This is a genomic window from Leclercia sp. GLN_9, from assembly GCF_043105735.1.
Taxonomy (GTDB): Bacteria; Pseudomonadota; Gammaproteobacteria; order Enterobacterales; family Enterobacteriaceae; genus Enterobacter; species Enterobacter adecarboxylatus.
Window position 1 is genome coordinate 16,934 of the sequence record NZ_JBICLV010000038.1, and the last position, 12,884, is coordinate 29,817.

Annotated in this window: 9 protein-coding genes and 3 tRNA genes; 7 read left to right on the top strand and 5 right to left on the bottom strand. The window is 55.4% G+C overall.

The genetic code is table 11. The annotated features are described in order from the left end of the window. Position 1: 1 nt before the first annotated feature. Both ACF8PE_RS20510 and frdA read right to left on the bottom strand, forming a co-directional pair. A complete protein-coding gene (locus ACF8PE_RS20510; protein WP_032616163.1) occupies positions 2 to 736 on the bottom strand; it encodes a succinate dehydrogenase/fumarate reductase iron-sulfur subunit in 735 nt (244 codons plus the stop codon). Then, a complete protein-coding gene (frdA, locus tag ACF8PE_RS20515) occupies positions 729 to 2,519 on the bottom strand; it encodes a fumarate reductase (quinol) flavoprotein subunit (RefSeq protein WP_032616164.1) in 1,791 nt (596 codons plus the stop codon). Before frdA ends, ACF8PE_RS20510 begins: the two co-directional genes overlap by 8 nt. 310 nt (positions 2,520 to 2,829) lie before the next feature. Between frdA and epmA the strand changes: the two genes are divergently transcribed. The 3 genes from epmA to ACF8PE_RS20530 all read left to right on the top strand — a co-directional run bounded on the left by epmA (position 2,830) and on the right by ACF8PE_RS20530 (position 6,104). Beyond that, positions 2,830 to 3,807, top strand: coding sequence for an elongation factor P--(R)-beta-lysine ligase (epmA, locus tag ACF8PE_RS20520; RefSeq protein ID WP_032616165.1), 978 nt, complete (start codon positions 2,830 to 2,832; stop codon positions 3,805 to 3,807). Between the two features lie 198 nt (positions 3,808 to 4,005). Further along, a complete protein-coding gene (gene yjeM, locus ACF8PE_RS20525) occupies positions 4,006 to 5,508 on the top strand; it encodes a glutamate/gamma-aminobutyrate family transporter YjeM (RefSeq protein WP_392495222.1) in 1,503 nt (500 codons plus the stop codon). Between the two features lie 278 nt (positions 5,509 to 5,786). Next, entirely contained in the window at positions 5,787 to 6,104 is a 318-nt protein-coding gene (locus ACF8PE_RS20530; RefSeq protein WP_077226977.1) for a DUF2645 family protein, read from the top strand. A gap of 46 nt (positions 6,105 to 6,150) precedes the next feature. Here ACF8PE_RS20530 and mscM read toward each other — a convergent pair whose 3' ends face one another. The 3 genes from mscM to rsgA all read right to left on the bottom strand — a co-directional run bounded on the left by mscM (position 6,151) and on the right by rsgA (position 11,611). Beyond that, a complete protein-coding gene (mscM, locus tag ACF8PE_RS20535; protein WP_392495223.1) occupies positions 6,151 to 9,474 on the bottom strand; it encodes a miniconductance mechanosensitive channel MscM in 3,324 nt (1,107 codons plus the stop codon). A 16-nt stretch (positions 9,475 to 9,490) separates the two neighbouring features. Continuing rightward, complete coding sequence (gene asd, locus ACF8PE_RS20540) at positions 9,491 to 10,459, bottom strand: archaetidylserine decarboxylase (RefSeq protein ID WP_032616169.1); 969 nt, start codon at positions 10,457 to 10,459, stop codon at positions 9,491 to 9,493. Positions 10,460 to 10,558: 99 nt separating this feature from the next. Continuing rightward, the gene (gene rsgA, locus ACF8PE_RS20545; RefSeq protein ID WP_072250796.1) at positions 10,559 to 11,611 is read right to left on the bottom strand and encodes a small ribosomal subunit biogenesis GTPase RsgA; all 1,053 of its coding nucleotides are present in this window, start codon (positions 11,609 to 11,611) and stop codon (positions 10,559 to 10,561) included. Between the two features lie 107 nt (positions 11,612 to 11,718). Here rsgA and orn point away from each other — a divergent pair, with 107 nt between their 5' ends. The 4 genes from orn to ACF8PE_RS20565 all read left to right on the top strand — a co-directional run bounded on the left by orn (position 11,719) and on the right by ACF8PE_RS20565 (position 12,859). Next, positions 11,719 to 12,264 (top strand): oligoribonuclease, encoded by a 546-nt coding sequence (gene orn, locus ACF8PE_RS20550; RefSeq protein WP_032616171.1) that lies wholly within the window; start codon positions 11,719 to 11,721, stop codon positions 12,262 to 12,264. A gap of 198 nt (positions 12,265 to 12,462) precedes the next feature. Next, a tRNA-Gly gene (locus ACF8PE_RS20555) sits at positions 12,463 to 12,538 on the top strand. Between the two features lie 81 nt (positions 12,539 to 12,619). Next, positions 12,620 to 12,695, top strand: a tRNA-Gly gene (locus ACF8PE_RS20560). Positions 12,696 to 12,783: 88 nt separating this feature from the next. Beyond that, positions 12,784 to 12,859 (top strand) — tRNA-Gly (locus tag ACF8PE_RS20565). Positions 12,860 to 12,884: the final 25 nt, after the last annotated feature.

Consider the following 12,884-nt stretch of genomic DNA (forward strand, 5'->3'; position numbering starts at 1 on the left):
CTTAGCGTGGTTTCAGGGTAGCGATAAGAAAGTCTTTCGAACTTTCCACTTTGCCCTGCTGGATCGCGGCGGCCGGGTCGACATGCTTCGGACACACTTCCGAGCAGTAGCCAACGAAGGTACAGGTCCAGACACCGTTCTGGCTGTTCAGCTGCGCCATACGTTCTTTCTTACCGTGATCGCGGCTATCTTCGTTGTAGCGATGCGCCAGGGTAATCGCGGCTGGGCCAATAAACTCTGGATTCAGACCAAACTGCGGGCAGGCGGCATAACAGAGACCGCAGTTAATGCAGCCGGAGAACTGATGATATTTAGCCATCTGCGCCGGGGTTTGCTTGTTCGGTCCCTGTTCCGGCGTGCGCGGATTGCCAATAATGTACGGCTTGATGGCTTCCAGGCTCTCGATAAAGTGGGTCATGTCGACCACCAGATCGCGCTCAATCGGGAAGTTAGCCAGCGCTTCGACCTTCATCCCTTTCGGGTATTCACGCAGGAAGGTCTTACAGGCCAGTTTGGGCACCTTGTTGACCATCATGCCGCAGGAGCCGCAGATCGCCATACGGCAGGACCAGCGGTAGCTCAGGTCCGGCGCCAGGTTGTCTTTAATGTAGCCAAGCGCATCCAGCAGGGAGGTCTGCTCATCGTAAGGCACGTCATAGAAAGTGCTGTGCGGCGCGCTGTCTACTTCCGGGTTGTAGCGCACCACTTCCACTTTCATTGTTTGCATCTCAGCCATTTGTCGTCTCCTTCTTCTCGGCTGCTTCCGCTTCTGCACCGTACACACGTTTCGCCGGTGCCAGCGTGGTGATCTTCACGTCGCTGTAGTCCAGACGGGTAGAGCCGTCTGCATCGCGATAAGCGAGGGTATGCTTCAGGAAGTTCACGTCGTCACGCTCCGTGCAGCCTTCGTCCAGGCGCTGGTGCGCACCGCGCGACTCTTTACGTGCGAAGGCGGAGTGCGCCATACATTCGGCCACATTCAGGCCATGACCCAGCTCAATGGTGTAGAGCAGATCGGTATTAAAGACGCTGGAGGTGTCAGTCACGCGTACCCGTTTGAAGCGCTCCTGCAGCTCGGCCAGTTTGTCGATGGTCTTCTGCATCAGCTCCGGTGTACGGTAAATGCCGCAACCTTCTTCCATGGACAGACCCATTTCGTCGCGGATCTTCGCCCAGTTTTCAGTGCCTTCCTGATTAACCAGCTTTTTCAGGCGCTGCTCCACATCGGCCACCTGCGCATCAAGCGCGGCACTGTTAGCGGTGCCAGCCGTCGCAGCGCGTGCCACGGCTTGTTCACCAGCAAGACGGCCAAACACCACCAGTTCTGCCAGTGAGTTTGAACCCAGACGGTTAGCGCCATGCAGGCCGACGGACGAACATTCGCCCACTGCAAACAGCCCTTTAATACGGGTTTCACACTGCTGATCGGTTTCGATACCGCCCATGGTGTAGTGCGCGGTTGGGCGTACCGGAATCGGATCTTTGACAGGATCGACGCCCACATACGCTTTCGACAGTTCGCAAATGAAGGGCAGACGTTCCAGCAGCTTCTGCTCACCCAGGTGGCGCAGGTCGAGATAGACCACATCGCCGCGTGGGGTTGGGATGGTGTTGCCTTTACGCCACTCGTGCCAGAACGCTTGCGACACTTTGTCGCGCGGACCGAGTTCCATGTATTTGTTTTTCGGCTCACCCAGCGGGGTTTCGGGACCCATGCCGTAATCCTGCAGATAGCGATAGCCATCTTTATTGACCAGAATACCGCCTTCGCCGCGGCAGCCTTCAGTCATCAGAATGCCGGAGCCGGGCAGGCCGGTTGGGTGATACTGGACGAACTCCATGTCGCGCAGTGGAATACCATGCTGTAACGCCATGCCCATTCCGTCGCCCGTCACGATGCCGCCGTTGGTGTTGTAGCGATAGACGCGTCCGGCACCGCCGGTGGCCATCACCACCGCATTGGCGCGGATCTGAACCAGCGTGCCTTCCATCATGTTCATCGCCACCAGGCCGCGGGCCTGGCCGTCATCGACCAGAATGTCGAGGACGAAATGTTCGTCGAAGCGTTGGATCTGTGGGAACTGCAGCGAGGTCTGGAACAGGGTGTGGAGCATATGGAAGCCGGTCTTATCGGCGGCAAACCAGGTACGTTCAATCTTCATGCCGCCGAAGCGACGCACATTGACGCTGCCATCTTCACGACGGCTCCAGGGGCAACCCCACTGCTCCAGCTGGGTCATTTCCGTTGGGCAATGATGAACGAAATAATCAACGACATCCTGTTCGCACAGCCAGTCGCCACCGGCAACGGTGTCGTGGAAGTGATACTCAAAGCTGTCATGATCCTGCGCGACGGCGGCGGATCCTCCCTCCGCGGCGACCGTATGGCTGCGCATCGGGTAGACTTTTGAAATCAGGGCAATTTTAGCGTTTGGGTTAGCCTGGGCTGCAGCAATTGCTGCGCGTAATCCCGCTCCGCCTGCGCCTATAATGGCAAGATCGGCTTGAAAGGTATGCACGACATTCCTCCAGATTTTTGATATTTCGCATCTCCGCTACCCTGAGGTAGTGCACGGCCCGGTAAGGCGAATGCGAAAGCGATTCCACTGCTCCTTTATGGGTAACGCAGTATAGCCTTAGGAAAGAAAGGGAAATTTGACGTGTTCGATTTTTTTGCGGTTCTTTCCCGCGATTTATCACTGTAATTGATGAATCACGTCACGAAATTATTGGAAGTTATGAAAACCACAAAATTGACTGTGCAAAATTTGTCTCTGCCATAGGTTACGAGTAGACTTCGTCCCCTTGTCTGAAATCGGAGAACTTCTCATGAGCGAAACGGCCACCTGGCAGCCGAGCGCATCCATCCCCAATCTTTTAAAACGCGCAGCAATTATGTCGGAGATCCGCCGCTTCTTTGCCGACCGCGGTGTGCTGGAGGTGGAAACGCCCTGCATGAGCCAGGCGACGGTAACGGATATTCACCTGGTGCCGTTTGAGACCCGTTTCGTTGGCCCTGGTCACTCCCAGGGGATGAATCTCTACCTGATGACCAGCCCGGAATACCACATGAAGCGCCTGCTGGCGGCGGGATGTGGCCCGGTATATCAGCTGTGCCGCAGTTTCCGTAATGAAGAGATGGGGCGTCATCACAACCCGGAATTCACCATGCTGGAGTGGTACCGGCCGCATTATGATATGTACCGCCTGATGAACGAGGTGGACGACCTCCTGCAGCAGGTGCTGGAGTGCCCGGAAGCCGAGACCCTCTCTTATCAGCAGGCTTTCCAGCGCCATCTGGAAATTGATCCGCTCTCTGCGGATAAAACCCAGCTGCGCGAAGTGGCGGCAAAACTGGATCTCAGCAACGTTGCCGATACTGAAGAAGATCGCGACACGCTGCTGCAGCTGCTCTTTACCTTTGGCGTTGAGCCGCAGATTGGCAAAGATCGTCCGACCTTTGTCTATCACTTCCCGGCAAGCCAGGCGTCACTGGCGCAGATCAGCACCGAAGATCACCGCGTGGCGGAGCGTTTCGAGGTGTACTTTAAAGGTATTGAACTGGCGAATGGTTTTCATGAACTGACCGACGCCCGTGAACAGCAGCAGCGTTTTGACCAGGATAATCGCAAGCGTGCCGCGCGCGGCCTGCCGCAGCAGCCTATCGATCACAATCTGTTGGGCGCGTTAAAAGCCGGCTTGCCGGACTGCTCCGGCGTGGCGCTGGGGGTTGATCGTCTGGTGATGCTGGCGCTTGGCGCAGAGCAGCTTGGCGACGTGATTGCATTTACGGTCGATCGCGCGTAATAAAATACCGGGCGGTACGCATCTCTGCCCGGTATGCTTCCCTCCCGGGCAATAAATTCCTCATTAATTATTAGTAACATCAATAACTTCCAGTGCCGCGTAACGCAGGCTATTTTCCTAATTTGCCCTGAATAGCCACACTGTTCATCTGGTCATCTGCTACCATCCGCGCAGTTTATTTTCGCTTTGGATGGTTCTATGTCCCACTCAATGAAAAAGATGACCCTGACCGGTCTCATCCTGATGATCTTTACGTCAGTGTTTGGTTTTGCCAATAGCCCCTCGGCGTTTTACCTGATGGGCTACAGCGCGACGCCGTTTTATATCGTCTCTGCTCTGTTCTTCTTTATTCCGTTTGCGCTAATGATGGCGGAGATGGGGTCCGCTTATCGCAAGGAAGAGGGCGGGATTTACTCGTGGATGAACAACAGTATCGAGCCGCGCTACGCGTTTATCGGCACGTTTATGTGGTTCTCTTCCTACGTGGTCTGGATGGTCAGTACGGCCGCCAAGGTGTGGGTACCCTTCTCGACGTTTCTCTTTGGAGCAGATAAAACGCAGGTCTGGTCTTTGGCTGGACTTAGCTCCACGCAGGTCGTCGGGATTCTCGCGGTCTGCTGGATGATGCTGGTAACGCTGGTGGCATCGAAAGGCATCAACAAAATCGCACGCATAACCGCCGTGGGCGGTATTTCAGTCATGTGTCTGAACCTGGTCCTGCTGTTGGTGAGCATCGCGATTTTGTGCCTCAACGGCGGCCATTTTGCGCAGGAGGTGAATTTCGTTTCGTCACCTAACCCGAGCTATCAGTCCGGCCTCGCGATGCTCTCCTTTGTGGTGTTTGCGATCTTTGCCTACGGCGGTATTGAAGCCGTGGGCGGCCTGGTCGATAAAACCGAAAACCCGGAAAAGAACTTTGCCAAAGGGATCATCTTCGCGGCGATGGTTATCTCTGTCGGCTACTCGCTGGCGATTTTCCTCTGGGGGGTGAGCACCAACTGGCAGCAGGTATTAAGCAACGACACCACTAACCTTGGCAATATTACTTACGTGCTGATGAAAAGCCTGGGGATGACGCTCGGGCAGGCAATGCAGCTGACGCCGGATGCGGCCACGACGATGGGCGTCTGGTTTGCGCGTATCACCGGCCTGTCAATGTTCCTCGCCTATACCGGTGCTTTCTTCACGCTGATCTATTCGCCGCTAAAAGCGATTATCCAGGGAACACCAAAAGCGCTGTGGCCGACCCGCATGACGCAACTCAACACGGCAGGCATGCCTGCGAATGCCATGTGGATGCAGTGTCTGCTGGTCTGTGTGTTTATTCTTCTGGTGTCGTTCGGAGGGGATACTGCTTCTGCGTTTTATAACAAGCTGACCCTGATGGCGAACGTATCAATGACGCTGCCCTATCTTTTCCTGACTCTGGCGTTCCCGTTCTTTAAGGCGAAGCAGGATCTCGAACGTCCGTTCGTGATTTTCAAAACCCGCGCCGCCACGCTGCTGGCAACGACCGTCGTCGTGCTGGTGGTAGCCTTTGCAAATATTTTCACCGTGATCCAGCCGGTTATTGAGGCCAACGACTGGAACAGCGCGCTGTGGATGGTCGGCGGCCCGATCTTCTTCTCGCTGATGGCGATGGGGATTTATGAGAATTACCGTCGTCGCGTAGCGCCATCACCGATTTGGGTGGCTGACTGAGTTCGCTATTCCCCTACTGCCTGAAAGTGTGCGGGGAGTAGGGGGGTGAATTTTATTTACGCGATTTAACCTCTTATGCCAATCCGGGTATCCGAACCGATAATCTGGCAGATGAAAAATCATTCTGGCAGGTTCACGATGTAACAGAGATACCCAAAGAAGTGCGGGTAATCGCATTGCTTCCATTCACCATCCCGTGGGTCAGTCTTCACGAGTATACGGTGAGACGCATAATTGCGAAAAAAAGCGCGATCATGGCCATCTTAGAAGGTATTTAAGTGAGCTATAAAATATTTACGCTTGGGATCATCTGGCTGTGCTTATCGATTATCGTCACTGTTATCTTCTCAACACAGGATAAGGAATGGTGGATTGGAGAAGAGAACATCAAAAACATCTGTGACCTGATGGCGTATGTCGAGAATGATGATATCCGCGGTTTCGGAATGCTCATTACGTTCCCGATTTTTTTACCTGCGCTTTATGCTTTTTTGATAAAAAAAGCCCATCACGGATTTCTGTACCTTATAACAATACTTATCGCAGGCATCTGGTTATGGCGATTTGTTTTCAGGTACCAGTTTTGTCTTGGGTAAAATCGCAGGCAAAAAAGCCAGCCACTGATGCGGCTGGCTTTTATTTTTACAAACTTCCCGCCGGGCGTGTCTTCGCCGCTGACGTTAATGTTCTTCCCGTCTTATGTCCATCCAGGGTTTCCAGTCGCATCTGGAACGGTGGGAATGGCATGTCGATACCGTGTTCACGGAAGCCCGCCAGAATCAGCTGGTGGATCTCATGACGCAGCGGCATGCGATGACCCATTTCGGCCGCATAGATACGCAGCTCGAAAATCTGGATCCCCTGTTGTAAATCCACCAGGAACACTTCCGGTTCCGGCGTGCTGATCACCAGCGAACAGCGCTCGGCCGCGGTATAGAGAATTTGCGTCACCTCTTCGCTGTTGGCATCTGACGGGGCCGGTACGGTCAGTACCACACGCGTCACGGAGTCCGACAGCGACCAGTTGATAAACTGCTCGGTGATAAACGCCTTGTTAGGAACGATAATCTCTTTGCGATCCCAGTCGCTGATCGTGGTGGCGCGGGTGTTGATCTTCGTAATGCTGCCGGTCAGATCGCGGATCGTCACGGTATCGCCAATACGGATCGGCTTTTCAAACAGGATAATCAGGCCTGAGATAAAGTTGGCGAAGATCTCCTGCAAGCCAAACCCAAGCCCGACACCGAGCGCGGCTACCAGCCACTGCAACTTCGACCACTCGATGCCGATCATCGAGAAGCCCACCAGCCCGCCAAACACCATCAGCAGGTATTTGGTGATGGTGGTAATGGCGTATCCGGTGCCCGGGGTGAGATCCAGATGCTGCAACAGGGCCAGCTCCAGCAGCGCCGGGAAGTTTCGGATTAGCTGGGTGGTGATGATGAACACCAGAATGGCGATCAGCACTGCCCCGAGCGTAATCGGCTCCAGACTTTCCACGCCCTGAACCGTCGAGGTAACATCCCAGAGGGTAATGTTTTCCAGGAAGCCAAACGCTGAATGGATTTCCGACCACAGCACAATGACGGACAGCAGCGCGATCAGCATCAGAATGGAACGGACCAGGCGCAGGGACTGGGTACTAATGGCATCCAGATCCAGCTCCGTTTCATCGACCTCCACCGTTCCTTCCGTGCTGAGCATATGGGCTGGCTCTTCTTCGCCGCGCGCACGTTGGGCGAGAATTTCGGCACGACGGTTTTTCGCCCGGTCGAAGGCCAGACGACGACGCTGAATCAGCATCCAGCGGCGAATAACGTGGTAGACCACCAGCAGCAGGAACCAGATTGCTACCGAGGTTTCAAGACGCGCCAGTAGCGCCTGGGCAGTGGCCAGATAGCCGACGGCTGCCGCCAGAATCGCCGCCAGCGGGGCGCTGAGCAGCAAATTCCACAGCATATGGTTGACCATGTTATCGCCGCTGCCCTCTTTGTCGAGATAGAGCGGGATCCCGGCTCTCTTCAGACTCAGCGTGACCACCGCCAGCGCACCACAAATCAGGATGAAACACAGGCGGCCGAACGAGCCGGAAAACTCCCTGTCGTTCAGATTATCAAACATGATCAGCGCCATGATCAGCGGCACAATCAGCCCGATGCTCATCAGATAGTAGCGCATCGCCCGCGCCACGCGGTGACGCGGCCAGCCAAAGTGGGCGACAAACAGGCCATTCGGCCGGGCGAAGGTGGCGCAGATCATCACGACCCACAGCAGCGGCACGGTGGCCGTTACTCCAAAGCCAATCGCCACCGCCAGCGGGTAAGGCCAGGCCTCACGCAGGCCATAACCCAGGGTCATCCACAGTACCGGCAACGGCGAGGCCACCAGGATCGACCAGAAGACCGTACGCAGCGTGAGCCAGAAATGGTCCTGGGTCACCTTACCGACGCGCGCGCTGGAGCGGTCGAGGAAGCGGGTGAAGTGACGGCGGGAGTAAATACTGAATCCAACCAGAATTAATGCGCCAAGCAGCGGGAAAATCGTCTCCTTGCTGGTGAGCATCATCACGCTGGCTTTACCAAGCTGGCTGAAGGTATCCAGCGAAATCAACCGCCGCAGATCCTGAACAATATCAAGCGGCCAGGAGAAGGTGATCGGGCGTACGTCCGAGGTCCAGAACAGATAGCGGTGAGTGGCCTCGTTGACCTCTTTTAACGCATCTTCCAGCTGGCTATTTGAGACTTTCAGTTTGGTCAGCTCGAGCAGCAGCGTATCGCCCCCCTGTAACAGGGAGTTCAACAGCTCGCGCTGGGTGCGTAGCTGGGCTTCCAGAATGCGGTTTTGCTCGGCGGTGAGCGGCTTGCCGTCCGGCTGGTGGATCTGGCGCAGCTGCGGCTGCTTATTCAGCAGATCTTCAAAGCGCAGACGCTGCACACGCAGTTGCGCCATTTCGGTATCGAGCTGCTGGGGTTTTGGCATTTCAGGAAGACGGGCAACCTGGGCGCGCAGGGCTTCACCAAGCAGGTTCGATGAGCCAAGCCACTGCGACTGCTCGCGCAGCGTATTCAGCGCCTGACGTACCTGTAGCGTTTGATTGGTGGCCTGGCGTTGCTGGGAAGCCACCAGATCCATGCGCTGCGCCTGCTGGTTGAGCGCGGCAGAAAGCTCACGGTTGACCTTAAACTGCTCGACGATACCGGCGGGCAGGTTCTCGCTGTTTTCCGCCAGCAGTTCAGTGCTTTCCAGCGCCCGCTCGGCTTCGCGCTGGCGCTGGCTGTTGAGTTGATTGCGCAGCGCCTGGAGATAAGCATCCAGCTGCTCGCCCTGTTTTTTCGCCAGCTCAGAGCGCATACGCGCCAGCTCCTGGCGATTGTTGGCCGAAAGCTGCGCCAGCTCCAGTTCATCTACCCTGGCTTTTAACCTGGCAGATTCCGCCTGTAGGCCGAGATTTTGAGCCTGGCTGAGGGCGTTAGCGCCGGTTTGCGCTCCGGCCCGGCGTTCTACCTCATTGAGCTGACGGCGGGCATCGGTTTGCTGCTGAGGCAGCTGGTTCAGGGAGTCCGCAATATCGCGGGCGCGCTCCTGCTCCTGCTGCGCCTGGCGGGTTTTTTCCAGTAACTGGCTGCTGACCTGCAGGATCTCCTGATTCAGGGTGTCAGAGGTCATGCCCGCAGGCACCTGGCGCGGCTCTTCACGAATATCGTTCAGCTGCGCGCGCAAGGTTTGTGAAAGTTTGGGGAAGTTATCGATGACCTGCTGGTACTGCGCGGCGCGCTCAAGGGAGGCTTTACGCTCCTCAAGCGCGTTCAGCGCAGCCTCGAGCGCCTCAACGGTTTCTGGCTGGGCAGGCTTTGCCGCCTTCGCCTGCTCGAGTTCCTGTGAGATTTGTTTACTGTCAGGGGCGTTCGCGGCGTACGCCCCCGTACTGAGGCACCAGGCCATCAGCAAAGTGATAATCAGGCGCACGTCAGTTTACCTTTGCTTAGCTTGCGTCTTTTTTGTCATCAACCAGCGGGCTGGCTTCGAGTTCAGCGGCGATCTCTTCGTCTGACAGCGGGGCAGGCTCTGCGTCCGTTGTAACGAAAGGCTCCGTCGAAACCGCCAGCGGCTGGCCGAGTTTGGTTACGGACAGGCTTTCAAGCTGCTCTACCAGCTTCACTTTACCCGGGGCAAACAGGTTGATTACAGTGGAGCCGAGTTTGAAGCGGCCCATCTCCTGACCCTTCAGCAGCGCCACGGAGCCTTCGCTTTCACCCTCAGGCCAGGTCCAGCGTTTAATCACGCCTTCGCGCGGTGGCGTAATGGTGCCCGCCCAGACGGTTTCAATGCTGCCGACAATGGTGGCACCCACCAGAATCTGCGCCATCGGGCCAAACTCGGTGTCGAACAGGCAGATAACGCGCTCGTTACGGGCAAAAAGGTTCGGAACATTTTGCGCGGTCAAATGGTTCACCGAGAACAGATCGCCCGGGACGTAGATCATTTCACGCAGAATACCGTTGCACGGCATATGCACGCGGTGATAGTCGCGTGGCGACAGGTAAGTGGTGGCAAAGGAACCATTGCGGAACAGATCCGCCATCAGGTAGTTACCTGCCAGCAAAGCTTCCAGACTGTAGTTATGGCCCTTAGCCTGCAGGATCTTGTCGTTTTCGATCGCGCCCAGCTGGCTGATCACGCCGTCAGCAGGCATCACCAGCACGTTCGGGTCGGTATTCAGCGGACGCACTTCATCGCGCAGTGGGCGCACGAAGAAATCGTTAAAGGTGCGGTAGCTGGCGGTATCCGGCTTCTGCGCTTCACGCATATCGACCTTGTAGTATTTCACGAACAGATCGATTACCAGCTTGGTCAGCCAGCCCGCTCGTTTGCTCGCGCCCCAGCCCGCCAGGCGAGTGAGCCACAGTTTTGGCAGAATGTATTGAAGCGAAAGTTTAAATGAGTTTAACAAGGTAGCCTCCAGGCCATTGTTTTGTCGTTCCTGAACCGGCTGTCAGACAGCCGGAACCTGAAAAAAAGGGGACGATTTTAGCGACGCTTAGCTTAGTTGTCAGTCATCAGATTCAGAAAAGCTTTTACGCGTTTTTACCTGCGCCATGCTGTCGAGAATATGGTGATAGTTGGCAAAACGGGTTTCCGCAATTTCACCGTTTTCGACCGCGGCACGAATGGCGCAGCCAGGGTCGTTATCGTGCTTACAGTCACGGTATTTACACGCGCCTAAATAGTCGAGGAACTCGACAAAGCCGTTAAAGATCTGATCGGGTTCGAGATGCCACAGACCAAATTCACGCACCCCCGGGGAGTCGATAACATCGCCGCCGTGCGGGAAGTGATACAGACGTGAGGCAGTGGTGGTGTGCTGACCCAGACCGGAGTTGTCAGAGACATCGTTAGTCAGAATCTCTTGTTGTAGACCCAGCAGGTTGTTCAGCAGGCTGGATTTGCCTACGCCGGACTGACCGGCAAAAATGCTGATGCGATCGGTTAATGCCTCTTCGAGCGGCTGCAGGCCATTCTGCGTCCGGCTCGAGACCATCAGCACGCGATAGCCAATCTTGCGATAGATATCCATCTGCTCATTAACGAAGTCCATGCCTTCGCTGTCGAGCAGATCGATTTTGTTCAGGACAATCAGCGGCTCTACTTGCAGGGTTTCACAAGCGACGAGATAACGGTCGATAATATTCAGCGACAGCTCGGGCAGGATCGCCGAGACAATGACGATCTGATCGATATTGGCGGCAATGGGTTTTACGCCGTCGTAGAAGTCCGGGCGCGTCAGAACCGACGTGCGCTCATGCACGGCTTCAACGATGCCTTTCACCGTCACGCCTTCTGCTGCAGCTTTACCCGGACGCCAGACCACGCGGTCACCGGTTACCAGCGAGCGGATGGTGCGGCGAATATTGCAGCGGTGAACCTCGCCATCACCCGATTCCACATCAGCATGCATACCGAAGCGGCTAATCACTACGCCTTCAGCGGGTTCGCCAAACAGGTTGTCGTCGTAATCGACCTTCTCCGAAGTGGTTTTAAGACGGCGCTGGTGATTGGCTTTCACGCGGCGCTGCTGCCCTTTGGAGAGTTTATTTTTACTCAATCGTGCTGGCTCCTGGTCGCCCATATTGGGCAAAACCTCTATGATACACACTAATTAATACTAGTTAACCTGCCACGGCCGGTTATACGAGAAGGGTGGAAAATAACATGAGTGCAGATGAAAACAATCTGATTTGGATTGATCTGGAGATGACCGGGCTGGATCCCGAGCGCGATCGCATTATTGAGATCGCCACACTGGTAACCGATGCGAACCTGAATGTGCTCGCGGAAGGGCCAACCATTGCCGTGCATCAGTCCGATGAGCAACTGGCGCTGATGGATGACTGGAACGTACGTACCCACACCGGCAGCGGCCTGGTGGACCGCGTGAAAGCCAGCACCCAGGGCGACCGCGAAGCCGAGCTGGCTACCCTTGAGTTCCTCAAGCAGTGGGTACCGCAGGGTAAGTCACCGATTTGTGGTAACAGCATTGGCCAGGATCGCCGTTTCCTGTTTAAGTACATGCCGGAGCTGGAAGCCTATTTCCACTACCGCTATCTCGATGTCAGTACCCTGAAAGAGCTGGCGCGCCGCTGGAAGCCGGAAATGCTGGATGGCTTTAAGAAGCAGGGGACGCATCAGGCCATGGACGATATCCGTGAGTCAGTGGCGGAACTGGCGTATTACCGCGAACATTTCATTAAACTGTAAGCGAGAACCCCGGCGGTGCTGCAGTTGCCGGGGCTAAACCGCTATAACGATTTAAAAATGCGCAATGTGACGAATATTGCAGCACTTGAATTAAATTTATAAAAAAACGCTTTTGGGGGGGTTGCAGCAGAAAGGATTTCTCGTATAATGCGCCTCCCGTAACGACAGAGAATTCATCGTTACGACAGCATAGATTTTGCGGGAATAGCTCAGTTGGTAGAGCACGACCTTGCCAAGGTCGGGGTCGCGAGTTCGAGTCTCGTTTCCCGCTCCAAATCTGTTCGCTGTGCAGTAAGACCACCAATCGCAGGCTTTCAGGTTGCAACAAAGCAGCAACGTGAAAGACGAAGATTAAGCGGGAATAGCTCAGTTGGTAGAGCACGACCTTGCCAAGGTCGGGGTCGCGAGTTCGAGTCTCGTTTCCCGCTCCAAAATTTGAAAAGTATCGCAAGATACGCACCACCAAAATCGCAGGATTTCAGGTTGCAACAAAACAGCAGCGTGAAAGACGAAGATTAAGCGGGAATAGCTCAGTTGGTAGAGCACGACCTTGCCAAGGTCGGGGTCGCGAGTTCGAGTCTCGTTTCCCGCTCCAAATTTTTTCTCCCCTTCCAGATATC

Coding starts and splice junctions, on each gene's coding strand:
- orn (WP_032616171.1), top strand. CDS start 11,719: ATGAGTGCAGATGAAAACAATCTGATTTGGATTGATCTGGAGATGACC.
- yjeM (WP_392495222.1), top strand. CDS start 4,006: ATGTCCCACTCAATGAAAAAGATGACCCTGACCGGTCTCATCCTGATG.
- ACF8PE_RS20510 (WP_032616163.1), bottom strand. CDS start 736: ATGGCTGAGATGCAAACAATGAAAGTGGAAGTGGTGCGCTACAACCCG.
- epmA (WP_032616165.1), top strand. CDS start 2,830: ATGAGCGAAACGGCCACCTGGCAGCCGAGCGCATCCATCCCCAATCTT.